Consider the following 24,720-nt stretch of genomic DNA (forward strand, 5'->3'; position numbering starts at 1 on the left):
ATCTTTTTATAAAAAGAGACCCACTCAATCTTTGGTGAATGCCATGATAGGATCAGGAATATTTTTTGCACTATGGGGATTTGGATGGATTTTGGGCATTTTAGGCCTTGTCGCGATTGTGTGGGTGATCTACGACGTGCTGGTTAACCAGAAACGTATGCCCGACGTTGAGAAGGTTGTATGGATCATTGTAGCACTCTTCCTCGGAATAATAGGCGCGATAATCTACTACGTTATCGTTAAGTCCAGCCACAAGTACGAGGAGCCGAGGGAGGAAAGTCCATAATCCAACGATGACATTCCGGTTTACTGACCGGAAGCCTTTTAGGTATGACGACCAACTACCTCTGCCCGGGGAGTACCGCCGAAGGCGGAGTCAATGAACTTGGGCGGGTTATTACCCCCTTATAAACTGTGAAAACGGTTTTTCTCAAGGTTTATAAATGGTTGAAAAGATGAGTTCTCAGCCTTTATAAATCACTCACCCAAGACCTGAACTATCACCCTTCTCCTCCTTGGCCTCACGTCGAGCTCAACGAAAAATATTTGCTGCCACGTTCCCCGGAGGAGCCTGCCGTCAGCGACGGGGAAGCACTCGCTCGCGCCGAGCAGGGTTGCCCTCAGGTGAGAGTGAGCGTTGTCGTCGATTCTGTCATGGAGGTAGTCTTTACCTTTGGGTACCAGCTCCCTCAGGGCCCTCCTGAAGTCCTCCAAGAGACCTGACTCGTGCTCTATCGTCACTATTGCCCCAGTTGCACCAGGAACAAAGACAAGAACCTGGCCGTTCTTTATTCCTGACTCCTCGACAATTCTCTCGACATCATGAGTTATGTCAATGAGATCAATTTCACCCTTCGTTGAGAAACGGAGCTCTTTCTTAACGACCTTCATACCACCACCCAAAGAGAACTCCAAGGGCAAAGCCTATTAGGTTTGCGGCCATGTCGTAGGGCGAGAAAGTCCTGCCCGGGACGAATAGCTGGAGAAACTCAAGGAGAAATGGCAGGGGAGTGAGGTAACGCCAGAGGGGCCAGCCCAGAAAACCTAGAATTAGGAACTCGGCAAAGTGTGCGAGCTTGTCGCCATTTTCAACCGGAGCGGAAGGAATCCTAGGGGTTAGATTGAGGAAGATGAGCAGAAGTATATAAAAAGCAAGGAGTTTTCGCCTCAAAGGAGTCCCACCAGCCTTTTGAGCTTCTCTACAACCTCGACGGGGTCTTTCCCGAAGAAGTAAACGACGGGCTCGACACCGAAGCCACCCTCGTCGATGACAGCCTCGTAGACTCCATCCTTGAAAACCGCTGCGATCCTCTTAACAGCCTCATCCTCACTCAGTCCACCGGTTTTAACCCTTGCAACCTTAAAGCCAGCCTTTTTGAGGGCATTCTCCACATCCTCACCGTACCTTATGTTCAGGACGCTCCTGATTTCAGGCCGTATTTTTCCAAGTTCAACGAGTATCCCGGCTGTAAAGCTGCTTGCACCGAACTCTGGGGGCAGTGCGAAGGCTTTCCCTTTGACGGAGGTTATCCTACCCGGGATAGCAGCAACGTCCTCCGAGCCTCTTGGGTTGGGAAGAGCATAGGCGAAGTTGCTCCTAACCTCAGGAATCAGCGAGGGGAACGTCTCATCTCTAAGCAATTCGTTGAGGGCCAGACTGAGCATTTCAAGGATTTCTCCCCTAGCGGGCTGGGCCGAGAAGAGCGAGCGGCAGGATTCCTCACTTACTCCTGCATACTCAGCATAGAACCTGCACAGAAGGCCATTCTGGAAGAGCTCGAAGAGCCTGCGGGAGGTGAGAACTATGGCGTCTTCTCTGCTTCCCCCGAAGAGTATGAGCTTTGACACTTCTGAGGCCAGCTTTTCAAGCTCGCCCGCGACTTCCTTTGGCGGGACTTTGTACTTACTGGCAAGATACTTGCTCACCATCGCCTGAGTTATACCGAGGTACTCGGCAATCTGAACCTGCTTCATGCCGCTTTTGTACAGGCTTTCAGCTATCTTGGCCCTGAGGAACGGCATGAGTTCCTCGGCAATATAGAGGCTCGGCGTCCTCATGCTACCACCCTAAAACCCGGTTATTGAAAATTCGAACCAGAGTTTAAAGCATTACTGTCAACAAATTTATGTCAAAAAATGTTTAAAAACTCATCAATTTTTACATCAGAAGGGCACTTATGGAATGGAAAGGGCGCGACGTGATAAGCGTTAGGGACTTCTCCAAGGAAGACATCGAGTTTGTTTTGAAGATTGCCGAAAGGCTTGAAGAGAGACTTAACAAGAAAGGCCATCTTGAGTACGCGAGGGGCAAGATTTTAGCCACGCTCTTCTTCGAGCCATCGACGAGGACGAGGCTGAGCTTCGAGAGCGCAATGCATCGCCTCGGAGGCTCTGTGATAGGATTCTCCTCCGCGGCAAGCACGAGCGTCAAAAAGGGAGAGAGTTTAGCCGACACCATAAAAACAGTTGAGCAGTACAGCGACGTAATAGTTATACGCCACCCGATGGAGGGTGCGGCAAGACTCGCCGCCGAAGTGGCTGAAATCCCCGTCATCAATGCCGGCGATGGAAGCAACCAGCACCCCACGCAGACTCTCCTCGACCTCTACACTATAAAGCGCGCCTTCGGGAGGATAGACGGCCTCAGAATAGGCCTTCTCGGTGATTTGAAGTACGGGAGAACAGTGCATAGTCTGGCGGAGGCTTTAGCTTTCTACGACGTCGAGCTTTACCTCATCTCACCGGAACTCCTCAGAATGCCCAAGCATATAGTCGAGGAGCTACGCGAGAAGGGCGTTAAGGTCCATGAGACGACAGACCTAGAGGGAACGGTTCCCGAGCTGGACGTCCTATACGTGACGAGGATCCAGAGGGAGCGCTTCCCCGACGAACAGGAGTACCTCAAGGTCAAGGGGAGCTATCAGGTGAACTGCGCCGTTCTGAAGAACGCAAAGGAGAGCCTCAAGATAATGCACCCGCTCCCAAGGGTCGACGAGATACATCCAGAGGTTGACAGGACACCCCACGCCCTCTACTTCCGCCAGGTCTTCTCGGGCGTTCCGGTTAGAATGGCTTTGCTCGGACTCACTCTTGGAGTTCTGGAGGGATAAAGATGGCCGAGCTCAAGGTCACCGCTATTAAGGAAGGAACCGTTATAGACCATATTCCGGCCGGAAAGGGCCTCAAGGTCATCGAGATACTCCACCTAAGCAGGCCTAACGGGGGAGTTTTGCTCCTTGCCTCGAATGTCCACAGCAAGAAGCTAGGCAAGAAGGACATCGTTAAAATCGAGGGCAAGTTCCTGAGCGAGGAAGAGGTCAACAAGATATCGCTTATCGCGCCAACCGCCACGGTTAACATCGTGAGGGACTATGGGGTGGCGGAGAAGTTCAACGTGGAGATTCCGGACGAAATAGTGGGAATCCTCCGCTGCGCCAATCCCAACTGCGTCAGCAACCACGAATACGTCACTTCGAAGTTCTACGTCGTCTCAAGGGAGCCTCTGAAGGTGCGCTGCCATTACTGCGAGAGGACGATGGAGGAAAGTGAGATTCTGAGCAACCTCTGAGAAAGGCTTATAATCCATGTCCCCTTTATTTTTTAATTGTGAGTGGTATGAAAAGAGCCATCGCCGCGTTAGTAATTGCGTTCATTCTCATCGTGAGCATAGTAGGATTCGTTTACAGGGGGAGCCCATCAAAGACAGGCCCCCTCGGAACCCAGATCACAAAAAACGATGGAGATATTAGGATATACGCAATGATCGAAAACAAAAACGCCGCCTTTGAGATGGCCCTTTTTAATATTGAGATCGGTGATGCAAAGATAAACGAGACCAACGTTCCGATGCTGGCATACACTGGAGCGCCCGGAAGGGTTGTGTTCAAGATTAAAGGATGGGCGATCAACTGGAACGGCATTGAATTTGATGTCAGTGGAGAAGTAACCGTAAGCACAGAGGCCGGAAAGACCTACCTGATAACGCTGGAGCCCGTTCACGAGCCGGGCATCTTTGTTATGAGGCTCGACGAAAAGCTCAGCGGCGTCATCGGCCGGGACGTGCCGACCACCATATTTCTCGAGGATTCTACAGCTGTAGGGGATACCCTCGCGCGGGCAGGCTTTCCTACCGAGCTCATGGTCAACAAAGAGCTGAGGGAGAAGTACTTTAACTTATGGAAGGAAACCGGGAACCTGAGCTACCTCCAGGCATACAGGGATTTAAGCTACCACATCAAAACACTTGGCCAGATGGCCAAGCTTGGCAGCCTCGATGGGCCCGCAGTCAGAACTCTAGTTCTGGGCCTCAGGGCCACGGATTATTACTATTCCCACTGGAGCGAGCCGGGAAGGAAAGACATGATCCTTGTTTTCTTCAATGACTCCCCCTACTATGGTGCACTCAAAGTCCATGACGGCCCGATTTGGAGCAGGCTGCCCTTCATCTACTACACCGCGAGGGGCTTCAACTTATACCCGGTCTCGGCACTCCACTGGACGGAGATATACTACAAGAGAGGCGATTACGAGGCCATGCTCGAAATCCTAGACGAGCTTCTTCCGTTCGCCACCTACGGAAGGTACAGCGGCACCGAATACGCTGTCTTCCACATCTATTTCCACTTCCAGAACGCGAGCGTCCCGTGGGTTTCAGGCTATGTCCAGGGCATGGCGGCAGGGCTTTATGCACTGGCATACAACCTCACCGGAAACGAAACTTATCTCGAAACCGCAAGGCTCTTCCTGAACTCATTCGACCTCCCGCTCGATCAGAACGGCTTCGTTGTCCAGACGAAATATGGCCCCTGGTACTTGGAGTACAACTACCACCCGGAGCAACTCGTTCTGAACGGCCATATAATAGCTCTCCAGGGGCTGTACCACTACTGGAAAGTCACCGGCGACGAGAGGGCTTACAATCTCTTCTGGGAGGGTGCAATGAGCGTCAAAAAAGCCCTGCCTGATTTTGACACCGGGGACTGGAGCAGGTACGCGAGCATCTACGACTCCTCGAGCGAGTTCTACCACAGGCTGCACATAAAGCTCCTCATCTGGCTCTACATGAAAACAGGCGACGAGACCTTCCTGGAGTACGCGAAGAAGTGGAACGAATATCTAAAAGAAAGAGGACTAGAGCCAGAGAACATTCCCCGGCTACTCAAGGAGATGGGGAAGTGACCTCAACACGGGCAGCGTTGCCGCCAGACCAACGAAAACGTCAATGGCGCTCTGTACCGCGTTTGGAAGCCCTATCGCAACCCAGAAGGGAACACCCGTCCACTCCTCAACGGTGCTTATCACTGCCTCCCTCGGAACGCCGAGCCATATGGGGAGGGCGTAGTAGTAGTTGAGAGCCACCATGAGAGGTATCCTGATGGCTATTCCGGCGAGAAAGCCGACGATGGCTAAGAGGACAATTCTGTTTGGGGATGCACTCTCGATGTCAAAGCGCGTTGCTCTCTTCGCTATTTCAAGGCCAACCAGAACCGCCAGGGTCGCGGTGGCCTTCATACTGGCTCCGAGCCAGCTTGACGGGGAAATTATACTCAGCCCAACGAAGAGCAGGAAAAGCGCTATCAGTCCTCCGGTGAAACCCACGAGGAGGTAGACCATAACTATCGGGACTGCAACGAGGTCTATCTTCATGCCCCATATGGTGGGCATCTCTATTGGCATGACCTCAAGCATCAGCGAAAGACCGAGCATAATTCCTATTACCGCTATCTCCTTGGGCTTGAGACTCCTCATCCTCATCACCAGCCCGAAGTTTGTTCCACAATTTATAAATTTTTGTTCCCAATATGAAACACTCGCGAGGACAACCTCCAAAAGAATCCTTAAAAACCGGCCGGCCAAAATAGGGACGCTAAAAGGTGGTTCGATGATAGGCGTTGAAGAGATAACTAAGCTCGTGAGAGGAATCAGGTTAGAAAATGGATTTCCCGACAGCCCATTCAGGATAGACGAAGTTCGCTACGACCCCGAAGGAGACAAGCTTTTCATTATAGCCCACGATAGAACCGACAAGAGCGTCGTCATAGGCAACAGCTTCGTCATCGGAAAGCTGAAGGAAAGGCTCGGCGTCAGGCAGGTAACCGTTTACTCAAATCTTGACCTCGAGATAAAGCGGAGGAAGCTGAGGAAAAACGTGGAGCTCGTCAAAGGGACTGCTCTTGAGTTTCTCCTACCAATAATCGAGGCCGAGCTAAACTTCCCGCCGAGAAAGTGGCCCGAAGTTGAAGGAGACCTAAAAACGCTCGTTTTCCTCAGCTTCAACGCAAAGGCTTTGCTCGGCTTCGCAGAGAGGCTCAACCTCCCATACGAGGCCGTCGGAATACGCTACGCGTTCCCGAAGATGAAATACGAGCCAATTGAGGGCGAACCAATCGAAGTTCTCTTCCCTGACGAGGAAAAGCTCCTGAACCTCGCGAAGGAGAGAAAAGCAAAGCTTGTTCTGGCCGATTTTCCATTTGATCTGAAGTTTAAAGACGGAATAGCACTCCTCAATCCCTTCCGCTTCCTACACATAGGCTTCTTCGAGCTGAAGTACCTGTTTGGCTTCGAGAAGCCCGTGGTGTACGATAAAAAGGCCCTCGTGGATTTTGTAATAGGCCTGACCTATGAGGGCCTGATGGAATCAACGGACGGTGCTAACTTAATCTGGAGGATGTGGCGGCGATGATAGTCGGCGTGGTTGGCAAGATAGCGGCCGGGAAGACAACGGTGGCGAAGTTCTTTGAGGAGAGGGGCTTCTGTAGAGTCAGCTGCAGTGACCCGCTTATAGACTTGCTCGCCCACAACGTCGAGGACTACTCGTGGATTCCGGAGCTGCCAGAGCAGGCCGAGCCCACAAGGGAGAAGCTGATAGAGTTCGGTAAGTATCTTAAAGACAAATACGGCGGCGATATACTCATCAGGCTCGCCATAGACAAGAAGAGGCACTGCAAGAATATAATCATAGATGGCGTCCGCTCTCGGGAGGAAATCGAGGCGATAAAGCGCTTTGGGGGAAAGGTCATCTACGTCGAGGCAAAGCCTGAGATAAGGTTCGAGAGACTGGTAAGGAGGAAGGCAGGAAAGGATAAGAGCATCAAAAGCTTCGAGGACTTTAAGAGGATGGATGACGCCGAAGAGGAGCTGTACCAGACTTCAAAGCTGAAGGACATGGCGGATTACGTGGTGGTGAACGAGGGAACTCTGGAAGAGCTCCGTCGAAGGGTCGAGAAGATCCTAGAGAGACTAAAGATTTAAATCCCAGAATATTTCCTTTTCTTATGATGAGAATCCTCGAACAACAATTTGGGGATAAGTTTATTGGAAGAACCGAAGAGCTAAGGAGACTTACCAAGATTATTCACAACAGAGATAAGAACATTATTTTAGTTACTGGAGAGAGGGGAATAGGGAAGACAAATTTTCTTAAAGTTGCAGCTAAGCAATTTGAAGAGCAACAATATAAGGTAGAGTATTTTCATGGAGGATTAATCCAGGAAGAAGTAGAAGAACATTGGTTTGGATCATTCATAAAACGATTAACCTCCCTTTCACTGCCGGTAATTGGAGGCGGTCTTGGATGGGAAGAAAAGCCTACAACTGGAAAAATTTATTCTTATCTTTCCAAGCTAAAAAAACGAACAGTAATATTCATTGAGGATGCTCATAAGTTAGATAGACAATTTTTAGAGTTAATCCAAATAATTAGTGAAATCAACCCTAGTATTTTCTTCGTATTGGAGGGACCAATAGAATGGAGCAAGAAGATAAATTTCAAACCGGGGGGATATTCTGTAATTCGTCTAAGAAGGCTAACCCAAGAACAAATACAAGAGCTTGTTACTAAAATATTCCCTCAGCTCCCTCCAAACATCGTGTCAATAATTACAAACTTGTCTGAAGGCATCCCATACGTTGCAAGAGTTCTGGCATATATATGCAACAAAAAGAACTCGGAAGAAGAGATGATAAAGTTCCTACTCACCCTAGAAGATCCTGAAACTCGAACTAGCCTTGATAAAATTCACCAAGAAATTTTAGATAGCCTCTCAATTGAAGCTCGCGAATTGCTCAAAAGACTGGCATTTGCCCCTGAACACCTAACGCTTAAGCTAATAAATGCTTTTGGAAGAGGTATCGAAAATTTAGATGATGCTTTTCGTGAATTAAGGGAGAGGGGAATCCTCATCCAAGAAGAGTTACAATTTGATCTAGAGGTCTACCGCATATATCACTCCCTTTTTGAAGTATTCATCCGAGACCAGTACCCTCTCACTTCCAAAGCGATAGCTGAGACGTACAGAAAAGCAACTAAGTATCTAAATTCAGAATATAGCTTGGATGAGATTTATTTTGAAAATTTGATGTTAATTTTAGGAATCATGGAGCTCGAAATAACGAAAAAAATAGGATATGAAAAAATACTCACTCATATAATGGCCGAAATAAAGGATCCCTCTGTTCTCTTAAGAACTGCCAAGGAATATTGGCTACAAGGATATCCAGACAAAAGCTTAGGAATTTTGTCTAAGTTACTAGAAATAATAGACGAAAAGGAGGATCCAATACTACACATACTCATGTTACAACATATGGGCGTTGCTTATCGCCTCATTGGAGAGATAGATAAAGCACTAACTGCTCACAAAGAAGCCCTAAGAATAAGCCGTAGTCTCAGAAAGAGGAATAAAGAAAAAGATAAAGACAAAGAAATTGAAATGTTAATTTCCCAACAGTACATAAACATTGGAAACATATACTTAATGAAGAAGGAACTAGACAAAGCTGAAGAATCCTTTAGAAAAGCCCTTGAAATCAGTGAAAAAATTGAGGATGAAGAGAGACAAGTTTCAGCCATTTTATCTTTAGGAAACATACAGAAGGCAAAAGGAAACATTAAGAAACAATTGGAATTGTACTTAAAAGGCCTTAAGTTGCTCAATAATCTAGAAAGGAATCCTTCTACATACCTAGATCTTGATGAGATACAGAGAAAAAAAGGGAATAGCATACTTGGGAATTAGTGAAGCATACCATTATATGGGTAACAAAGACAAAAGTGTGGAATACATGATTCTAGCACTTAATGAACTTAAAGAAAATGGGTATGCCGAAGGACTCTTCCAAGCTATACTCACCTTGGGGAACATGTTTAGACAGGAAGGAAATTTTGTGTTATCAATAGCATGTTACAAGTTTTTGATTAATATTTCACAGCAATTCAACATAAAATCTCCTACGATGACTCTAGCATCCGAAATATTTCTAGAAATGATCGAAACTGCAATTTTACGTAAGGTTATTACGATTGATATAAAAAATTACATCATGAGTAATGTTTTTTCTGTTCTGGATACATCACTTCTTGGTTTTAACTTATTAGATGAGTACGAGTTAATAATAGAAGAGACTTTAAATCGTATTTCCAACTTGCCATATCTTGAATACAGTGAGAGATTAGCAGAGGACATTATGGATGCTTATTTAGAAGTAGAAGAGAATCCTGAAATTGTATCGGTAATCTCCCACATTTGGGCAAATCCCAGTGAATTAGCAAAATTGTTAATGTGGTGATGCTCCATGAATCTCCTCATCATTGCTCCCTGTTTGCTCAGCCCGTTTTACGTCTATAGGGGCCCAAAGGAGAAGGAGTACAAGACGGCGGAGGAACTGAGAAAGCTTTTCGCTCAGCTTGGCGATGAGTGGCAGGTTCTGGCCTACCCATGCCCCGAATACGAGCTGATAGGCTGGCCAAGACCGCCCATGAGCAGGGAAGCTTACATGCACCTCGGCATGGTAGAGAAGGCAAAAACGATAGCCGATTTCATAGGCCGGGTTCTGACTGAGGAGATGCCCGAGAAAGTGGTTTTTCTTGGGGTTAGGGGTTCCCCAACGTGCGGCGTCTTCCACACGAGCTCGAGTGACCCGGAGAGCTATCCCTACAAGGCTGTCCAGGAGTTCTTCTACCTGAGCAAGGAGGAGAGGCTGAAGCGCTCGAAGGAGCTGGTGATGGAGCAGAACTTCAGGCTCGTCCAGATGCCCGGAATACTGTTTGAAATCCTAATGGCGAGGTTCCCGGAGGCGGTTTACGTCGAGTTTGATAAGGAGGATATCGAGGATAGTATTGAAAGGGTAAAAGAAGCCCTTTGGAACTAAGCCCTCGCTATCGCCTCCTTCACCAGCCTCTCGGCCTTCTCCATCAGTTCTTTCGCCTTCTCCTCGGTGTGGGCCTCGAGGGTTATCCTCATTATCGGCTCCGTTCCGCTCGGTCTAAAGAGAATCCACCAGTCACCGTTCTCAATCCTGACGCCGTCGATGTCTATAAGTCGCTCGTAGTCGAAGGACTTCAGCGCCTCGTGAGCGATTATCTCCATGGCCCTTGCCTTCTTTCCGTTGGGACACGGAATCTTGGCCCTGAGTGTCACGTAGCGAGGCACTTCCTTGGCGAGTTCACTTATCGGGCCGAGCCTATCTATCATCTCAAGAACGAGAGCTCCTGCGAAGATACCATCGGGGGTGAGGTTCCACTGGGGAATGATCCAGGTTCCGCTCGGCTCGCCGCCGAAAATTCCGCCGTGTTTGGCAAGCTCATCGGCCACCGCAACGTCACCGACGCGCGTCCTCAGAACCTCACCGCCAAGGGGCTTGATGTAGTCATCTAGGGCAAAGCCGGCATCGACGGTTGTAACTACCTTACCCTTCCCGAACTTCCTGAGCATGTAGCCCGCGATAAGCGAGAGCATCACCTCATATTCAACGAAGTTGCCCTGGTCATCAACAACGCCTATTCTATCCGCGTCACCGTCGTGGGCGATTCCAACGTCGGCTTTCATGGCTTTGACTGTCTTAGCGAGCATGGCCAAGCTCTTCGCGTTCGGCTCAAGCTCCCTCACGAAGAAACCGCTTGGGTGAGAGTTAAGGCTGATAACCTTGTTCCCAAGCTCGCGCTGGAGGTAGGGACTGAGGATTGAACCGGCACCGTTGCCAGAATCAATTACAACGGTGTAAGAATTATCAAGGTGCACTATCCTCAGCGCTTCTCTAAGGTATTCCTCCTTAGGGTCGGCCGTTCTAACCTTCCCAATTTCGTTCCACGCGGCCTTTCTGAAGTTCCCGGAATCAATTATCGCCTCAAGCTGGTTCTCCATCTCTGGCGTGTATGCCATCCCGTTGGGCTGCCAGACCTTTATGCCGTTGTACTGGGAAGGGTTGTGGGAGGCGGTTATTGTAACCCCTGCGTCAGCCCCGTAGAGCTTGATGGCAAAACCGGTGAGCGGGGTAGGTGCGAGGCCTATGTCGATGACGTCAACACCAGTTGATAGAAGTCCGCTTATTAACGCCCGTTTGAGCATCCCGCCGCTCGTCCTCGTGTCCCTGCCGACGACAACGGTTCCGCCGCCGAGGTAGGTGCCCAGCGCCCTTCCGACGTTCAGAGCAAGCTCTGGAGTCAGCTTTTCGTTGACGATCTCCCTGATGCCGCTTGTGCCGAAGTACTTCCCCATGAGAACCACCCGTGAAAATGATGGAGAAAAGTAGAATGGGCAAAATATAACCCTTTCGTCACTTCTTCACGAGCCTGTATATGGCCACCTTGACCTCGTAGCTATCGACATTCATAGGAGCCTTGTAGTCCACCCTAACCTGGAAGGGCTGGCTTGAGCCGTAGATCATGCTCTCCATTTCAGATTCAGTCAGAACGTTGCCGTTCTCGTCGAGTATCACTATCTTCTCAACGGTCCCCTCGCTTTCAGCAGTGATGTAGTACTTGCCCGGCTCGAGGACGTTCGAAAGGTAGAAGACGTCTCCAGAGACCATTTCGGTCTTGCCCTCAACCAAGACCTGGTCGTAGGCGTTGAGGTAGTAGTACTGCATGCCGAAGACCGCGACTATGCCTATGACTATGAGCAGGAAGAAGCCAACGATCAGCTTTTTGATCAGTCCCATATCATCACCTCCTCCGAGTTATTGCAATCACCAGCAGCGCGAGCAGGGCCATTATCCCTGGCCCGCAGGTCACGTCTACCGAAACTCCCCCGTCAGTGCCTGTTCCCTCGCTGCTGGAGCCGCTGGATGGGCTTGGGCTTGTGAAGCCGGAACCTTCAGATGTGGTGGCTGGCGAGTGAACCGATGTGGCAGGGCCGGCAGAGTCCTCAGTTCCCCCCTCGGATGAACCCGTCTGGTTGCAGGCTTCCTCAACGTGGAAGTACTCGCTTGGGTGGTCGTGAACCCAAACATCCACCGGGGCAACCCTGTACCACTCCCACGTCGGGAGGTCGTCGAACTCAAAGGTTCCTTCAAAGCTGGCCTCAGAGTAGAGGGGGACCTTCACGAACTTCACGTCGTCCTTTCCCAGGTCCACGAAGTTCGGAACCCACGCGGTCAGTTCGCCTCCCTTCTCGACATGGTGGACGTCACAGCCAGCAAAGCTCATGTTGGAGTCCAGCTTCAGGAGCCTGTCAGGAAGAAGGAAGATAGCAAAGCCGTTTCTGGCGCGGGCTATATACCAGCTGTGGGGCTGGACGTCGTAGTAAACTCTGAGAACATCTCCGGAGGGGGACATCTTAACGAGCGGGTCGAAGAAAACGTAGTTCCCGTCATCGGCGAGGGCAAAGCCGGCAGGGGATTCTCCATTGTAGAGGGTCGTGTTCCAGAAGCCGCTCCAGAGGATGTTGCCCTTCTTGTCAAGCTTTACCCAGATTGAGGCACCGCCGTCGTACTTCCCGGGAAGGCCGTTGGTGTAGAGCCATCCGTCGGGGACGCTGTAGAGCATCGGTCTTCCACCAGAGAGAGTGTTGAAGCGCCCCATCTTCCAGAGCTCACCGCCGTCTACCGCCTGCTTGTACTCCCTGACCCACTCAGGTTTTCCGGTTTCGGGGTCTATTGCCAGGAATCCGAGGTCCGGACCGCCGAGGGAGGAAGAGAATGCTATGGCAACTTCACTCCCGTCGAAGCCCACTGCGTTCACGTACTCGTGGATGCTCTCCCTGCCGTAGATGTGGATCCACTCCAGGTTTCCGGAGGAGTCGAACTTTATCGCCCCTATGTCGAGGGCCGAGGCTATGCCTTCCCAATCATATGGATCGTCCGGGTTTTTATGATGCATGTGCGCGTAGACGGGGGCCACAACAATGGCCCCATCGCCCGTGGGCTGAACCCTGATGCCCGAATAACCACCTTTTGAGTTCTTGAAGGCCTTGGCCCAGACCGGGTTTCCTGAGAAGTCGAACTTGACCAGCGTGAAGAGCGGGTCCCCCTTGATCCAGTCATCCGGTGCCGAGACGTTGAGGACGCCGTTCGTTCTTAAGACAACATAGATGCCATCATTTCCTACGGCGATGTCCGATACAACCTGATACTGCCCGTAGGGGAGGTTGAGGGGAAGTTCCTGGCTGAGGCTGAGATTCTTGACCCAGAGTACCTCCCCCATCGGCGAGAGGTGTATCAGAACCGCTAATCCGGCCCCGTGGCTTCCGAGGAGGTAGTAGTCCCCCGCGTTCCCCGGAACGAATGCCATGGGGTTGTAGACGCTGTCGAACATCGTTTTATCGCGCTGGACGCCGTAAACAACCTCCCACGCGCTGGAGGGACTTGTAAGGGGCAGGAAAAGGCCCACAACAAGGAAAAATGCAACGAAGATGCCGGATTTTCTCATTTTCCACACTCCCTCATGGTTTTCTGATTTTAACAACGCTTATCGAGTTCGCGAACTCCTCTGCCGAGAGCTCCCCGGAGAGGCCTTCAGTAGGTCGCCGCTGGAAACAGAAACGTTGACGTTCCTCCCCCAGAGGTAGACTATCTCCACTCTGCTTACCCAGGGCGCGTCTTCAAGAACAGCGAGGCTCATCTTGGCGTAGTCCCTCCAGAAGGAGTCCTCCCCAGCTAAATACTCGAGGGAAACGCTCGCGGTATCGTTCGTAACCCTCACGTCGTGCACGATGCCGTCGAAGAGGCCCAGGTCGTTCTCAATCCTGAACTCCGGGCGGCGGATGTCCTCGAAGACGGGGTTGTCGGAGTCCCCGTTTTTGACCGTCAGAGCCGACAACAGAACAACGCCTAGAAAAAGGGCCAGTTTTTTGAACATCATACCAACCTCCGAAGGAGCCCCAGGAACCACCTCGCGAGCAGGAGGAAAACTATAACTGCCCCAAGGATCAGAAAAAGCCCGATCAGCGGACCGAGAATGTGGAAGCCCGTGAGGGGTTCCGAACTCATATACTCACTTCCGCAACAAACCCATCTCGTGGAAAAGAAAAGCGGGACAGGGCTTGCATTTCTACAAATTACGCAGTTATGGGTAATAAGGCTTTTGGAAAAGAAAATTCGAAATTGGAAAATTCAGAACAAGCTTTCCCGAAGATTTTTCACAAGTTCAACCAGTTTTCTGGCCCTCTCAAGCGAGACCTCGTTCTCGACTTTCCCCCCGCGCTTTATCCACGTGCCAATTATGAAGCCATCCGCATGCTTCCAGAGCAGAGGAAGGTTGTCATAGGAAGTTCCAGAACCAACTACGACCGGCACGGGGGAGATTTTCTTCGCCAGGGCGAGCTTTTCTAGGTCAACAGGCTTTCCTGTTGCCCTCCCACTAACCACGACTGCATCGGCAAGACCTCTCTCTACGGTGTCCAGCAAGGCGTCCTCGAAGTCCCCGAAATGAACCGCGTGTTTGACGTGGACGTCAGCAAAGATCTTGATTTTGCTCGGAAGCAGCTTCTTGATCCGGGCGAGTTCGTGGGCTATGCCCTCTATTATTCCTTGGTCGGTGTAGGCCACTCCACTCAGGACGTTCACTCTGATGAAATCGGCCTTTACGGCGTAGGCAATCGAATAGGCTGCAACTCCGTCGTTCCTGAGGACGTTTATCCCGAGGGGAATTGAAACCTCCTCACGTATGGCCCTGGCAACGACCGCCAGAGACGCGACTGTAGTTTTGTCAACATACTTCGGGAAGGGCACGTCCCCGAAGTTTTCCACCATGATCGCGTCGAAGCCAGCTTCCTCAATCGTTCTCGCGTCCGCTATGGCCCGCTCAATGAGGGAATCAAAGTCACCATCGTAGAGGTATGAACCCGGCAGGGGCTTGAGGTGCACCATCCCGATAAGGAGCTTTTTCTCAAAGTCCATGGAATACCACCAGTTAGGGTTGGAAGGAGAGATATTAAACTTTGCCCAGGTGGAACGTATCAGGATAGAAGCAGAGCTGAAAGAGAGACCTAAGGAAGTCTTTCTGAAGATGGGAGAGAAGAGAAAGCCCCTCAAACCCCCTCATAGAAAGTGTTGATAGGGAGATGCCCTTTCTCCTGTATCGCAAGGAAAGTTAATATAACACGAACACCACAAGAACTGGCGGTGAGTTAACGTGGAGAAAGAACTACCCAAGGCCGTACTCAGGCACCTTGAGCACGGTGAGGAGGTGCTCTTTTCAATAAGGAAGAAGATCAGTCTGGAGAAGCCCAAGTGGCTTCTCGTGACTGACAGGAGGATAATATACCTCGACGAGAAGATCCTCGGAAGATACGAGATGAAAGCTATCCCTTACCAGAAGCTGGAGCAGATAACGGTGAAGCTTGGAGTAATGTCCTCGGAGTTCATAATCCAGGGAGAGGAGAACATCACCCTCAGACTCGGCTGGATGAACAAGGAAGAGGCGAGAAAGGCCATAAACGCTATAAAGGACGCCCTCAACGCTATAGCCGTCGAACCGGTTTCCATCGACGTGAAGAAGGGCCTGACTAGCGAGACGTGGACGTTAAAGAAGCCTAAGGAGTTCATAACGAGAACCGTGCCTGCGGAAGCCATCGTCCAGCACCCGCCTGCCAAAAAAGAAGAGGATCCGCTCGAAAAGCTCAAGAAGCTCAAGGAGCTCTACGATATGGGCGTTATTACTCAGGAGGAGTACGAGGAAAAGAGAAAGAAGCTGTTGGAGCAGATTTAGTTTTTCCCCTAATCTCCCCAAAAGGGAGAAAAATCAAAGCCTGCCCTTTCTAAAGGCCAACAGGAGCAGGAGTGCCCCAATTGTCACAAGGGCCACGTAGGGGATCCAGTCCGGGGATTTGCCCGGCATTTCTGGGGACGTTGTGGTCAATCTTTCCGTCGGAATTTCTGTGAGTTCCGTGCTAAGGAGAACCGTTGAGTTTGTCCTCCCGTAGAGGGTGATGTTGAGCGGCTCAAGTTCATCCCATGGCAGACCCCTGTAGAGCTCGACCGAGAAAATCGTCCCGTTGGGGAGCGGCACGACTGTAAAGTAGTAGCCCGTGCTCGACTTTATCAGCGGCCTCGGCTCGGCCAACTCCGGAAGGCTTCCTTTAATCCAAAGGGAGCCCGTCAGGTTGCTGCCATTGACGACTATCAGTGAAGGGACGTCCCCGCTGGAATAGTAGTGCAGCTTTACGGTGTTACTCTTTCCGTAACTCGTCTCAACGTAGACGGAAATCCACGAGTCCTCAGTTTCCACCTCAGGGACCTCAACGAGTATCTGGTCGTCCTCCCACGAGAGCACCTTCGCCTTCTCGCCGCCGATGAATACCTCTCCATCGTTTCCAAAGCCCGCTCCGGCTACGAGAACCCTCTGGCCCGGTTGAGCCGTGTAAGGCGTGAGCGAGCCTATGAGAGGTTCTTTCTGCTCGCCCTCCACGTGGAAGATGTAGATGGAATTGCGCGGGAGTGTCACGCTTGCTCTACCATTTTCAACCACCATTTCGGCCCCGTGGAGGGCATCGACGTATCTCCCATCGCTCCAGTCGAGCGAAAGCGTGAGGTTTTTGTCCGGGCCCTTGTTCATGACCACAAGGAGTCTATGAGCCCCGAAGGCTCTCTCAAATGCCCAGACGTTGTAGTCAGCGTAGAGGGTTCTGAAGTCGCCGAAGGCTAAAGCGTCGTTGGTCTTCCTCAGCTCCGCAAGGGTTCTGATTATCCGCGCCGCCTCCGTTGTGTTGTTGAAGACCATCATGGGCCTGTTGTAGGGGTCGCCCTTTCCGTCCTTGCTAACCAGATAGCTCTCGTCGCCGTAGTAGATAACCGGAATGCCAGGAAGAGTCATTGTCAGTGCTAGCGCCATGTGGTAGCGATCCAGACGATGGTTCTCGTTGAGGAAGCGAACGAGGTCGTGGCTGTCGAGGAAGTTTACCTGTTTGTTGGGATAAACAAAGAGTGAATAATAATCCTCGAGCTCCCTCGCGAGATCCTTCATGCTTCCTCCGTAGGCGAAGGTTCTCACGATGTCGTTCCTTATCGGTATACCGAGCAAGGGGGAGACGTTCGAGTAGAGGTAGAAGTAGTACATATCGTCGGTTTTCTGGGGGCTGAGGGAGTAGTACTCACCGTAGATGAAGAGCGGCCTTTCAGAGCTCGAGTAGAGGTCCAGGTAGAAGCTCTCCAGCCATCCCAGATCCATATGCTTTACTGCGTCGATCCTGAAGCCGCAGGCGCCGGCCTCGACGAAGAGCCTCGCACCGTCCTTCAGGTATGAATCCACCCAGGGGTTGAGCTGATTGAAGTCGGCTAAGCCAAAGAGGTTAGCGTATTTGAGCTGAAAGCCAAACCAGTCGCCTATGTCCCCATTGTGGTGATATATTAACTCCTTACTGCCGGTGTAGGGGTTCACCGTTGCATTTTTGGCGTCGTAATAGTAGTTCGTCACGAGCGTTCCGTTGTCGTAGAGCGAGCCGAGTTCACCGTCCGTCGCAGGGTTCGAATGATTGGGAACGTAGTCAACGATGATGCAGATTCCCCTCTTTTCTGCATCTTCAACGAGCCTCTTGAAGGTTTTCCAGTCACCGAAGTGCTCCTCTATGCGTTTATAGTCGTGCGTCCAGTAGCCATGGTAGGGAGCGCTTCCACCGGCCATCCTGTTGATGTTGTCGTTCAGGGGCGAGAGCCATATCATCGAGACACCGAGGCTCTGGATGTAGTCGAGCTTCTCTATAAGACCCTCCAGATCGCCGCCCCAGTAGAGGCGGTAGTTGGTGTGCATTGGATCGTAGAAGGGTTCGTTGTTGCTCTGGTTACCGTCGTAGAACCTGTCCACCATGACCTGATAGATGACCCCGCGCTCGGGGACGCTGTACGCCTCCACTGAGGGCAGGATGAGAAGGAGTATGAAAACCAGCACGAGTGCTCGCTTCATTATATCACCAGAAGTGATAAGGGAAAGGGCTTAAAAAAGTTCATATTCCGGCTATGTCTCTGAAGCGCAGGGAGATGTTGGAACCCATTATCTCATCGTTCGCAGCCTTGAGGGTCCTGAGCCTGTACTTGCCCTTGTCAGCGTTCCATTGGAGCACAGTGCTGGCAGTCTCCTCAAGGAGATCCAGGAGCTCAGGTACTTTCTTCTCCATGACATCCCTGTTAATGAAGTAGAGCGCGAAGCGGCTCTTCTTCCCAACAAACATCGAGATATTACGGACGAGCCTTATAACTTCCTGCCTTTCAAGGGCCACGAAAAGCTTGTAAATGCCTAAGACGGGATTGCAAATGACCTCTTTTGGTACGACTTTCTCGTAAATTTTTTCATAATACTTGAAATCCAGGGAGTACTTATCAACCCCAACCTTTCCAAGAACATTTCCTACCTCGCGATTTCCACCAATTTTTATTACTGGAACCTTCAGAAGATCGTCAGTATTCAGACCCATAAGATCAAGTCTAACAACGTATTCAGCGAAGGTGTCAGAGATGTCGTCGATTAAAATAGGACGACCTCTTTCCATGCACCTGCGGCACATAAGATACAAAAGAAGCTCGGGTGAGGACACTGAACTGTATTCAACCAGCACGGTCTCTCCTGGCCTGAGTTTAAAGAGTATCGAGTCAATTCCATGACCGACCATGCTTGTACCACCCAGCATATTTTTGACTACCGAAGTATAAAAGCTTACCGAGGGGATACAGGTTTCATATTATTTTGCCAATTGCTAGAACCCTGGGCGAGTAAAAGGAGCCTCTTCTGATGAGCTCTTTTCCAACGGCCCTTATTGAGTCCAGTAACTCAAAGACGTTGCCGACGAGCATGTTATCCTTGAAAGGCTCAACCTTACCATCTCTGACTACATATCCAAGCTCAACCGTCAGGGAAAAATCGCCGCTTATCGGGTTTGCAGTGTGCTCGCCAAAGACCTTCTTGATTACAATTCCCTCAAAGTCTTCCAGACTTTCCTTTCCCGGCTCAACCACCACGTTGCTCGTCCCTATGTGGGGGACGGTTCTAAAGTCCCTCACTGCATTACCTGTGCTTTCCATGCCCAAAAGCCATCCATAGGTTTCGTCAAGGAGAAATCCCCTCAAGAAACCTTCCTCAACAAGCACCGTTTTCCTTCCCGGATTACCCTCGCCATCAAAGGGATAGCTCCCAATCCCGTTATCAATTGTGGCATCGTCAGTTATCGTCAGCTTCTCGCTGGCAACTCTCTTCCCAAGATCAACAAAGCGCGAGCGGCCGTAGTGGACATTGTCTCCGAAGAGGTTCTCTAGAAAGATACCCACTATGGCCCTGAAAGCCGGGGGCTCGAGAAGAAGCTCGCCCTCGTACGGCCGAAACCTTTCCGCATCCCAGCTCATATCCGCCTCCTCAATCGCCAGTTTTATTGCCCTTTCCAGCTCTTCAAACGGCTGGAGCGAGCGGTAGGACTGGTAGTATGAGCCGCTCCCGGTTCTGGTTCCCTTCTTAACCGCGTATGTGCTCACGCTCATTCCGGTGCTTTTATCCTCCAGGAAAATTCCGTTGGAGTTCGCTATGCCATAGAAGTTCACTCCGAATGCTAAGGAGCCGGAGAGAGTGTACTCTCCTCTCCCCGCTTTCAGTTCGATCATTCTTTCGGCGAAGTTTTGCGCCATGGCATGGGCGTCCTCAAAAGGTATCTCGTCTATACGCTTATCATATAGACCCCTAATCTTGGCAGGCTTTTTCTCGGACGGGAAGCCCCTGAAGGGAACCTCACTGACCCTGGCGAGCTTTATCGTTCTCTTCACAAAGTTCTCAAGGGTCTCTATATCATGGCCGATGCCTGTTATATAGGAAAACCCAAGCCTGCCTTTATAACCGACCCTGAGACCTATTCCTGAGTGGAACTTCCTCTGGGAGCGCTCGAGCTTCTCGTTCTCTATCTTAAAGGAACCGCCACGACCTCTCTCCCAGTAAATCTCCCACTCAACGTTTTCCCGCTCCAGGATTCTGATGAGTCTCTCGATCATCTTAATCCCCCAACAACAGCCCTCGTTAGAACGTGCGGCCCACCATCGTCAACCGGAACCCACTGGCCCTTGCCGCAGTAGCCGGGGAACTCAACGACCAGGTCGCTCCCTATGGCACGTATATTCTTCAGGACGTCAAGTATCTTGCCGGATAGAGCGACGTCACGAACCTGCTCCTTTATCTCGCCGTTCTCGATTATGTAGCCCTCTTTAGCTCCAAAGGTGAACGTCCCGTTGGCGGTATCAACCTCACCGCCCTTGTCGCCTATCATGTAGAGGCCACGCTTAACCTCGCTCAGCATCTCCTCAAAGCTCCAGTCCCGGGGTTCAACGTAGGTGTTGGACATCCTCACGAGGGGCTGGTAGCTGTAGCCCTGAGCCCTGCCGTGACCGTTAGGCTCCAAGCCCAAAACTGCCGCTGTCTCTCTGTCGTTGAGGTAGTTGAGGAGAACGCCGTTCTTGATTATCTCCACGCGCTTCGCCCTGATCCCCTCGTCGTCGTAGATATAGGAGCCGAACTTGCCGGGCAGAGTTGGGTCGTCAACGACGGTAAGCTCCTCCACGGCTATTCTCTCACCGAGCCTCCCCGTCAGGATGCTCTCGCCCGTCTTTATAGCATCTGCCTCGGCCGCATGACCCAGAGCCTCGTGGATGAAGACGCCTGTAAGCTCAGGATCCATTATCACGTCAAACTCCCCGGAGGGAGGGGACTTCGCGCTGAGCAGGGAGATGGCCTTCCTCCTCACAAAGGCTGTCCAGTGAGTCAGATCAACCCCTTCAACCAACTCCCAGCCGGCTGCTCCCCCGAAGCTCCTCCAGTACTGCTGCATCTCACCGTTGCCTTTGGCCGTGACCGAAAAGCTCAGCCTTATCCTCGGAACTACCGTCTCTATCTCGCTCCCGAGGGAGTTGAAGTAGAGCTGTTCCTTTAGACCGTCCCCATAGGAAACGCTCCTGTTTGAAATGGAATCCCCTTTAAGGAGTGAATCAACCTCCTTGACAAGAGAAAGCTTGTCCTCGATGTCGACGTCCAAAAAAGATTGCTTGACCTTTATCTCCGCCCTGTCCTTCACGGGATCGCCAAGGTATATCCTCGAGTCACCCTTCGAGAGCTTCGCTATCTTCATGGCCGTTTCTATCGCCCTCTCCGCCCTGCTCATGTCATTGGCGCTTGAGAAGCCCCAGGCCCCATTGAAGGCCCTTACGCCTATACCGATTTCGGTGTTAAGAGCAAGCTCCTCAAGCTGAGAGTTCTGCATGGTGAGGTGTGAAGCGGTGACCTTGGTTATCCGTATTTCATAATATGATATACCGTAACGTCTCGCCAGCTCCTCAGCTTTTCTCATCAATCTCTCCATACCCTCACCAGAGGACATAAAAGGGAGAGCATTTATATTCGTTCCTATAGAGAGGTGAACCACAAGAGTTTAAGTGTTGGACATGGAGAGGCGTAATGAAATCCTCCACCGCATCCAAAGCAAACCCGGGATAACCTTCAGAGAGCTGGCAAGAGAGCTGGGAGTAGGCATAGGCGACCTGCAATACCACCTCTACAGGCTGGAGAAGGAAGGCAGGATTTTTTCAAAAAAGCTCGGCAAGAGGCGCTACATCTTCCCCAGGGGCTTCGAGAAGGAGTACCAGAAGCTTGTCATAGCGATATCAACGGAAACGAGAAGGAAGATCCTGCTCCTCCTCATGGAGGGGCCCATGGGACAAAGCGAGATAGCAAAGCGCCTGAATCTCAGCCAGCCGACGGTGAGCTACCACATGGGAGAGCTGGTGAAGCTTGGAATAGTTGAGGCAAGACGAGAGGGAAAGAACGTGATATACACCCTCACCTACGACCCCGCGATAATAGCACGCGTAATAAGGGACTACCGCCCGAGCCTCTGGGAGAAGCTTGCCGACAGCCTGATAGACTTGCTCACAAGCGTGGGTGATGAGGAATGATTGAGACCGTCCTAGCAATTGTAGCAATAATCCTTGCCCTGGCTTTAGCCGGAGTGTCGCTCATAGCCTACAGAAAGAGCCACCTCCGCGCGGCGCTCTACCTTATAATCGCCTTCCTCCTGATGGCGATAAAGAAAATACTGGAGGCACTTCACTTGGCCGCGTGGATAGAGAGAGACATAAGCATAGCCGTGGGCGGACTGGAGGTAATCGTCCTGCTCCTCTTCGTCCTGGCACTATGGAAGCGTTAGCGGACGATCATGACGGGCGGCTCTATGGAGCCCACGACCTCCTCAAGCAGGCTTCCTATTCTCGTCTTTCCGCTCCTTCCGTAGGCCCCCATGACAACAAGGCCATACTTCCCGGAGTTCGCCTCCTCAAGGATTTTCTCCTTCGCGTTCCCCTCTACTATCCTGAATGAGCAATTTACCTCTTCCTGGTGGCAGAGCTCAAGGAGGTTCGTCATTATGTCCCTTATGCTCTTCTTCATTTCCCTCCAGATCTCCTCCTCGAACTTCTGGACGTTTTTCAAATCCTGGCTCAGCATGCCCATATTGAAAGCAAGGGCCTTCGCCTCCCTTCTGTCGAGAACCGAGAAGAGGGTGACCTTACCCTTCTTTTTCTTGGCCATCGAGATAGCATGAAGCGCCGCCTTCTGACTCCACTTTGAGCCATCAACGAGCACGAGTATCCTCATCGTTCACACCCCTATGTACCTAATCCAGAGCAGGCCCATGCCAGCAGCAACCGTTGTGAACATTATGACCAGGCCTATCTTCAGGAAGTCCATGAAGGTGATTTTCACTCCCTCGCGGGAGGCTATACCAAGGACAACTATGTTGGCGGAGGCACCTATGGCCGTGCCATTGCCTCCGAGACACGCACCCAAGCTTAAAGCCCACCAAAGGGGATACACGTCCATTGAGGTTCCCATCGACTTTATGAGCGGTATCATGGCGGCCGTTAGCGGAATGTTGTCCACTATGGCCGACGCTATCGCCGAGAACCAGGTCACCATCACGAGCGCCTGGCCGGTTGTGTGAACGTAGCCTAAAAGCCACTGGGCGACATCATCGATAACGCCGGTTTCCACGAGGGAGCCGACTATTATGAACAGCCCCATGAAGAAGAATATCGCCGTCCACTCGATCTTTTCGAGTATCTCCGTGGGCTCCATCCTGCTCCACATGAGCAGAACCGAGGCTCCGGTAAGGGCGACGACGGCCGGCGGTATCTCCAGCCTGTCGTGGACGAAAAAGAGCAGGACAACGCCGATTATCACGGTTACAGACTTTTTGAAAAGGGTGTAGTCCCTTATGGCCTCGTCCTCCCTTAGCCTCTCAATGGTGGAAAGAATCCTCTCCCTCTTCGCCTTGCTGGTCTTCATCTCATTCCTGTAGGCGAGGTAGATTATTCCAAGTGCGATGGCCAGATCGATGGCAGCTATTGGCCCCATGTTCAGGAGGAACTCGGTAAAACTCAGCCCCGCAGCAGAGCCTATCATTATGTTCGGGGGGTCTCCGATGAGAGTCGCCGTTCCGCCTATGTTGGAGGCGAATATCTCCGCCAGGAGGAACGGGATTGGGTTAACGTCCATGAGGCGTGTTATGTAGAGGAGCATCGGGGTGAGCAGCAAAACCGTCGTGACGTTATCGAGGACAGAGCTTACAAGAGCTGTGACAAATGAAAACATGATCAGGACTTTCATCGGACTTCCTTTTGCAAACTTGGCTGTTTTTATCGCTATGAACTCGAAGAGACCGCTCGCCTTGGCAGTGTTGACGATTATCATCATACCTATGAGGAGGAGAAGCGTTCCAAGGTCAAGGTACTCCGGGAGCATCTCCCATGGGACAATGCCCAGAAAAAGTACTATCGATGCCCCAAAGAGAGCCGCTACAGTTCTGTGAACTCTCTCGCTGATTATGAGCGCATATGTAAAGAGGAACACTGCAACCGCTATGATCACCTGCTCCATCGGCATCACCTAATAAATTATCGTTGGCTTAACCACGTGCTGGACTATCTTAAGGACGACCGGGCTGAGCGGGGACATCTTGGTTATCTCCGAGCCGTAGCCCCGTGAGATCACGAGGAGGTCAAACTCTTCGGCGAGTTTGATAACGACGTCACTCTTGCTCCCGAATATGTGCCTCTTGCTTACCCTCAGACCGATATCATTCAGGCTAGACGCTATTTCCGTGAGCATCTTCTCCCCCAACGCCCTTTCAGCGATCTTCAGTTTTTCGGCCTCAAGCTTTCCGAGGGTCTGCTCAATCATTCTGAATGCCATGCTCTCGGAGACGTAAACAAGTGTAACTGACGCCCCGGCGTAGGCCTCAAGCGTTTCGTAGAGCTCGGATGGAATCCCGTGGGCAAAGCGGTCAATGGGAATCAGAATCGAGTTTATCTCTGGAAGAACGAACTCCTCAGGAAGGAGAAGGAACTCCCGATAGCGCTTCGTTATCTCTTCGTACCTGTCGCCCGCGATGTTCTTGAACTTCTTCGCGATGAGTTTGCTGAAGATGTCCATAACCACCCCCAACCTGGGAGGATAAAGAGATGATTTAAGCTTTTTGCCGCCCATTTTAG

General features: G+C 51.1%; 30 protein-coding genes. 13 read left to right on the plus strand and 17 right to left on the minus strand.

Annotation, left to right across the window (positions count from 1 at the left end):
- Nucleotides 1-43: 43 nt before the first annotated feature.
- Nucleotides 44-286 carry a PLDc N-terminal domain-containing protein gene (locus TON_RS07300; protein WP_012572395.1) on the plus strand — a complete coding sequence of 81 codons (243 nt, stop codon included), beginning with the start codon at nt 44-46 and terminating at the stop codon, nt 284-286.
- Nucleotides 287-477: 191 nt separating this feature from the next.
- On the opposite strand, the gene TON_RS07305 is transcribed toward TON_RS07300, so the two are convergent.
- The 3 genes from TON_RS07305 to TON_RS07315 are packed head-to-tail and all read right to left on the minus strand — an operon-like array spanning nt 478 to nt 2,058.
- Complete coding sequence (locus TON_RS07305) at nt 478-891, minus strand: secondary thiamine-phosphate synthase enzyme YjbQ (RefSeq protein ID WP_012572396.1); 414 nt, start codon at nt 889-891, stop codon at nt 478-480.
- Nucleotides 878-1,171, minus strand: a complete 294-nt coding sequence (locus tag TON_RS07310) for a VanZ family protein (RefSeq protein WP_012572397.1) — start codon at nt 1,169-1,171, stop codon at nt 878-880. The genes TON_RS07305 and TON_RS07310 overlap by 14 nt, the downstream gene beginning before the upstream one ends.
- The gene (locus tag TON_RS07315) at nt 1,168-2,058 is read right to left on the minus strand and encodes a thiamine-phosphate synthase family protein (RefSeq protein WP_012572398.1); all 891 of its coding nucleotides are present in this window, start codon (nt 2,056-2,058) and stop codon (nt 1,168-1,170) included. The genes TON_RS07310 and TON_RS07315 overlap by 4 nt, the downstream gene beginning before the upstream one ends.
- A gap of 119 nt (nt 2,059-2,177) precedes the next feature.
- Between TON_RS07315 and pyrB the strand changes: the two genes are divergently transcribed.
- From pyrB to TON_RS07330, 3 genes are read left to right on the plus strand one after another with little or no spacing between them, the layout of a single operon-like run.
- Nucleotides 2,178-3,110 carry an aspartate carbamoyltransferase gene (gene pyrB / locus TON_RS07320; RefSeq protein ID WP_012572399.1) on the plus strand — a complete coding sequence of 311 codons (933 nt, stop codon included), beginning with the start codon at nt 2,178-2,180 and terminating at the stop codon, nt 3,108-3,110.
- 2 nt (nt 3,111-3,112) lie between these two features.
- Complete coding sequence (pyrI, locus tag TON_RS07325; RefSeq protein ID WP_012572400.1) at nt 3,113-3,568, plus strand: aspartate carbamoyltransferase regulatory subunit; 456 nt, start codon at nt 3,113-3,115, stop codon at nt 3,566-3,568.
- Between the two features lie 47 nt (nt 3,569-3,615).
- Complete coding sequence (locus TON_RS07330) at nt 3,616-5,178, plus strand: D-glucuronyl C5-epimerase family protein (RefSeq protein WP_012572401.1); 1,563 nt, start codon at nt 3,616-3,618, stop codon at nt 5,176-5,178.
- Here the strand turns inward: TON_RS07330 and TON_RS07335 are convergent.
- Nucleotides 5,155-5,748 carry an ECF transporter S component gene (locus TON_RS07335; protein ID WP_012572402.1) on the minus strand — a complete coding sequence of 198 codons (594 nt, stop codon included), beginning with the start codon at nt 5,746-5,748 and terminating at the stop codon, nt 5,155-5,157. The two genes, TON_RS07330 and TON_RS07335, sit on opposite strands and share 24 nt — an antisense overlap.
- Nucleotides 5,749-5,881: 133 nt before the next feature.
- On the opposite strand from TON_RS07335, the gene TON_RS07340 reads away from it, so the two are divergent.
- From TON_RS07340 to TON_RS07360, 5 genes are read left to right on the plus strand one after another with little or no spacing between them, the layout of a single operon-like run.
- Nucleotides 5,882-6,682, plus strand: a complete 801-nt coding sequence (locus tag TON_RS07340) for a hypothetical protein (RefSeq protein WP_012572403.1) — start codon at nt 5,882-5,884, stop codon at nt 6,680-6,682.
- Nucleotides 6,679-7,251, plus strand: coding sequence for an AAA family ATPase (locus tag TON_RS07345; protein ID WP_012572404.1), 573 nt, complete (start codon nt 6,679-6,681; stop codon nt 7,249-7,251). Before TON_RS07340 ends, TON_RS07345 begins: the two co-directional genes overlap by 4 nt.
- Before the next feature lie 26 nt (nt 7,252-7,277).
- Nucleotides 7,278-9,017, plus strand: coding sequence for a tetratricopeptide repeat protein (locus tag TON_RS07350; RefSeq protein WP_187146222.1), 1,740 nt, complete (start codon nt 7,278-7,280; stop codon nt 9,015-9,017).
- Entirely contained in the window at nt 8,974-9,567 is a 594-nt protein-coding gene (locus TON_RS07355) for a hypothetical protein (protein WP_148202376.1), read from the plus strand. The genes TON_RS07350 and TON_RS07355 overlap by 44 nt, the downstream gene beginning before the upstream one ends.
- Nucleotides 9,568-9,573: 6 nt before the next feature.
- Nucleotides 9,574-10,149 (plus strand): hypothetical protein, encoded by a 576-nt coding sequence (locus TON_RS07360; protein ID WP_012572406.1) that lies wholly within the window; start codon nt 9,574-9,576, stop codon nt 10,147-10,149.
- On the opposite strand, the gene glmM is transcribed toward TON_RS07360, so the two are convergent.
- The 6 genes from glmM to TON_RS07385 form a co-directional block, all read right to left on the minus strand.
- Nucleotides 10,146-11,495, minus strand: a complete 1,350-nt coding sequence (gene glmM, locus TON_RS07365; protein ID WP_012572407.1) for a phosphoglucosamine mutase — start codon at nt 11,493-11,495, stop codon at nt 10,146-10,148. The two genes, TON_RS07360 and glmM, sit on opposite strands and share 4 nt — an antisense overlap.
- A 58-nt stretch (nt 11,496-11,553) precedes the next feature.
- Nucleotides 11,554-11,937 (minus strand): hypothetical protein, encoded by a 384-nt coding sequence (locus tag TON_RS07370; protein WP_012572408.1) that lies wholly within the window; start codon nt 11,935-11,937, stop codon nt 11,554-11,556.
- Between the two features lie 4 nt (nt 11,938-11,941).
- Nucleotides 11,942-13,645: a CGP-CTERM sorting domain-containing protein gene (locus TON_RS07375; protein WP_012572409.1), complete on the minus strand. Its 1,704-nt coding sequence runs from the start codon at nt 13,643-13,645 to the stop codon at nt 11,942-11,944.
- 39 nt (nt 13,646-13,684) lie between these two features.
- Entirely contained in the window at nt 13,685-14,035 is a 351-nt protein-coding gene (locus tag TON_RS07380; protein ID WP_148202378.1) for a hypothetical protein, read from the minus strand.
- A gap of 38 nt (nt 14,036-14,073) precedes the next feature.
- Nucleotides 14,074-14,205, minus strand: a complete 132-nt coding sequence (locus TON_RS10680; protein ID WP_274378400.1) for a hypothetical protein — start codon at nt 14,203-14,205, stop codon at nt 14,074-14,076.
- A 123-nt stretch (nt 14,206-14,328) separates the two neighbouring features.
- Nucleotides 14,329-15,114, minus strand: coding sequence for a BtpA/SgcQ family protein (locus tag TON_RS07385; RefSeq protein WP_012572411.1), 786 nt, complete (start codon nt 15,112-15,114; stop codon nt 14,329-14,331).
- A 19-nt stretch (nt 15,115-15,133) separates the two neighbouring features.
- Here TON_RS07385 and TON_RS10485 point away from each other — a divergent pair, with 19 nt between their 5' ends.
- Nucleotides 15,134-15,271: a hypothetical protein gene (locus TON_RS10485; RefSeq protein WP_187146223.1), complete on the plus strand. Its 138-nt coding sequence runs from the start codon at nt 15,134-15,136 to the stop codon at nt 15,269-15,271.
- A 78-nt stretch (nt 15,272-15,349) separates the two neighbouring features.
- On the plus strand, nt 15,350-15,925 hold the full coding sequence (locus TON_RS07390; RefSeq protein ID WP_012572412.1) for a PH domain-containing protein: 576 nt from the start codon (nt 15,350-15,352) through the stop codon (nt 15,923-15,925).
- 33 nt (nt 15,926-15,958) lie between these two features.
- Here the strand turns inward: TON_RS07390 and TON_RS07395 are convergent, their stop codons facing one another.
- From TON_RS07395 to TON_RS07410, 4 genes are read right to left on the minus strand one after another with little or no spacing between them, the layout of a single operon-like run.
- On the minus strand, nt 15,959-18,115 hold the full coding sequence (locus tag TON_RS07395; protein WP_012572413.1) for an alpha-amylase family glycosyl hydrolase: 2,157 nt from the start codon (nt 18,113-18,115) through the stop codon (nt 15,959-15,961).
- A gap of 40 nt (nt 18,116-18,155) precedes the next feature.
- Nucleotides 18,156-18,836, minus strand: a complete 681-nt coding sequence (locus TON_RS07400) for a DUF257 family protein (RefSeq protein ID WP_238516385.1) — start codon at nt 18,834-18,836, stop codon at nt 18,156-18,158.
- Between the two features lie 46 nt (nt 18,837-18,882).
- Nucleotides 18,883-20,178, minus strand: coding sequence for a TldD/PmbA family protein (locus tag TON_RS07405; protein WP_012572415.1), 1,296 nt, complete (start codon nt 20,176-20,178; stop codon nt 18,883-18,885).
- A complete protein-coding gene (locus TON_RS07410) occupies nt 20,175-21,536 on the minus strand; it encodes a TldD/PmbA family protein (RefSeq protein WP_012572416.1) in 1,362 nt (453 codons plus the stop codon). The genes TON_RS07405 and TON_RS07410 overlap by 4 nt, the downstream gene beginning before the upstream one ends.
- A gap of 82 nt (nt 21,537-21,618) precedes the next feature.
- Here TON_RS07410 and TON_RS07415 point away from each other — a divergent pair, with 82 nt between their 5' ends.
- Both TON_RS07415 and TON_RS07420 read left to right on the plus strand, forming a co-directional pair.
- Nucleotides 21,619-22,128, plus strand: coding sequence for a winged helix-turn-helix transcriptional regulator (locus tag TON_RS07415; protein WP_012572417.1), 510 nt, complete (start codon nt 21,619-21,621; stop codon nt 22,126-22,128).
- Nucleotides 22,125-22,379 carry a hypothetical protein gene (locus tag TON_RS07420; RefSeq protein ID WP_012572418.1) on the plus strand — a complete coding sequence of 85 codons (255 nt, stop codon included), beginning with the start codon at nt 22,125-22,127 and terminating at the stop codon, nt 22,377-22,379. Before TON_RS07415 ends, TON_RS07420 begins: the two co-directional genes overlap by 4 nt.
- On the opposite strand, the gene TON_RS07425 is transcribed toward TON_RS07420, so the two are convergent.
- Genes TON_RS07425 through TON_RS07435 form a run of 3 tightly spaced genes read right to left on the minus strand, consistent with a single transcriptional unit; the run spans nt 22,376 to nt 24,661 of the window.
- Nucleotides 22,376-22,825, minus strand: a complete 450-nt coding sequence (locus tag TON_RS07425; protein WP_012572419.1) for a universal stress protein — start codon at nt 22,823-22,825, stop codon at nt 22,376-22,378. The genes TON_RS07420 and TON_RS07425 overlap by 4 nt on opposite strands.
- A 3-nt stretch (nt 22,826-22,828) precedes the next feature.
- Nucleotides 22,829-24,106 carry an ArsB/NhaD family transporter gene (locus TON_RS07430; protein ID WP_012572420.1) on the minus strand — a complete coding sequence of 426 codons (1,278 nt, stop codon included), beginning with the start codon at nt 24,104-24,106 and terminating at the stop codon, nt 22,829-22,831.
- A gap of 9 nt (nt 24,107-24,115) precedes the next feature.
- Nucleotides 24,116-24,661 (minus strand): universal stress protein, encoded by a 546-nt coding sequence (locus TON_RS07435; RefSeq protein ID WP_012572421.1) that lies wholly within the window; start codon nt 24,659-24,661, stop codon nt 24,116-24,118.
- Nucleotides 24,662-24,720 lie beyond the last annotated feature (59 nt).

Source organism: Thermococcus onnurineus NA1 (genome assembly GCF_000018365.1).
Taxonomy (GTDB): domain Archaea; phylum Methanobacteriota_B; class Thermococci; order Thermococcales; family Thermococcaceae; genus Thermococcus; species Thermococcus onnurineus.

Bases quoted from the DNA above. Each gene is read 5' to 3' on its own strand.
- TON_RS07335 (WP_012572402.1), bottom strand. From the start codon at position 5,748: ATGAGGAGTCTCAAGCCCAAGGAGATAGCGGTAATAGGAATTATGCTC.
- TON_RS07355 (WP_148202376.1), top strand. From the start codon at position 8,974: ATGAGATACAGAGAAAAAAAGGGAATAGCATACTTGGGAATTAGTGAA.
- TON_RS07300 (WP_012572395.1), top strand. From the start codon at position 44: ATGATAGGATCAGGAATATTTTTTGCACTATGGGGATTTGGATGGATT.
- pyrB (WP_012572399.1), top strand. From the start codon at position 2,178: ATGGAATGGAAAGGGCGCGACGTGATAAGCGTTAGGGACTTCTCCAAG.
- TON_RS07345 (WP_012572404.1), top strand. From the start codon at position 6,679: ATGATAGTCGGCGTGGTTGGCAAGATAGCGGCCGGGAAGACAACGGTG.
- TON_RS07425 (WP_012572419.1), bottom strand. From the start codon at position 22,825: ATGAGGATACTCGTGCTCGTTGATGGCTCAAAGTGGAGTCAGAAGGCG.
- TON_RS07395 (WP_012572413.1), bottom strand. From the start codon at position 18,115: ATGAAGCGAGCACTCGTGCTGGTTTTCATACTCCTTCTCATCCTGCCC.
- TON_RS07330 (WP_012572401.1), top strand. From the start codon at position 3,616: ATGAAAAGAGCCATCGCCGCGTTAGTAATTGCGTTCATTCTCATCGTG.
- TON_RS07385 (WP_012572411.1), bottom strand. From the start codon at position 15,114: ATGGACTTTGAGAAAAAGCTCCTTATCGGGATGGTGCACCTCAAGCCC.
- glmM (WP_012572407.1), bottom strand. From the start codon at position 11,495: ATGGGGAAGTACTTCGGCACAAGCGGCATCAGGGAGATCGTCAACGAA.
- TON_RS07400 (WP_238516385.1), bottom strand. From the start codon at position 18,836: ATGCTGGGTGGTACAAGCATGGTCGGTCATGGAATTGACTCGATACTC.
- TON_RS07340 (WP_012572403.1), top strand. From the start codon at position 5,882: ATGATAGGCGTTGAAGAGATAACTAAGCTCGTGAGAGGAATCAGGTTA.
- TON_RS07360 (WP_012572406.1), top strand. From the start codon at position 9,574: ATGAATCTCCTCATCATTGCTCCCTGTTTGCTCAGCCCGTTTTACGTC.
- TON_RS07315 (WP_012572398.1), bottom strand. From the start codon at position 2,058: ATGAGGACGCCGAGCCTCTATATTGCCGAGGAACTCATGCCGTTCCTC.
- TON_RS07405 (WP_012572415.1), bottom strand. From the start codon at position 20,178: ATGATCGAGAGACTCATCAGAATCCTGGAGCGGGAAAACGTTGAGTGG.
- TON_RS07430 (WP_012572420.1), bottom strand. From the start codon at position 24,106: ATGGAGCAGGTGATCATAGCGGTTGCAGTGTTCCTCTTTACATATGCG.
- TON_RS07305 (WP_012572396.1), bottom strand. From the start codon at position 891: ATGAAGGTCGTTAAGAAAGAGCTCCGTTTCTCAACGAAGGGTGAAATT.
- TON_RS07415 (WP_012572417.1), top strand. From the start codon at position 21,619: ATGGAGAGGCGTAATGAAATCCTCCACCGCATCCAAAGCAAACCCGGG.
- TON_RS07370 (WP_012572408.1), bottom strand. From the start codon at position 11,937: ATGGGACTGATCAAAAAGCTGATCGTTGGCTTCTTCCTGCTCATAGTC.
- TON_RS07410 (WP_012572416.1), bottom strand. From the start codon at position 21,536: ATGGAGAGATTGATGAGAAAAGCTGAGGAGCTGGCGAGACGTTACGGT.
- pyrI (WP_012572400.1), top strand. From the start codon at position 3,113: ATGGCCGAGCTCAAGGTCACCGCTATTAAGGAAGGAACCGTTATAGAC.
- TON_RS07420 (WP_012572418.1), top strand. From the start codon at position 22,125: ATGATTGAGACCGTCCTAGCAATTGTAGCAATAATCCTTGCCCTGGCT.
- TON_RS07350 (WP_187146222.1), top strand. From the start codon at position 7,278: ATGAGAATCCTCGAACAACAATTTGGGGATAAGTTTATTGGAAGAACC.
- TON_RS10680 (WP_274378400.1), bottom strand. From the start codon at position 14,205: ATGAGTTCGGAACCCCTCACGGGCTTCCACATTCTCGGTCCGCTGATC.
- TON_RS07435 (WP_012572421.1), bottom strand. From the start codon at position 24,661: ATGGACATCTTCAGCAAACTCATCGCGAAGAAGTTCAAGAACATCGCG.
- TON_RS07375 (WP_012572409.1), bottom strand. From the start codon at position 13,645: ATGAGAAAATCCGGCATCTTCGTTGCATTTTTCCTTGTTGTGGGCCTT.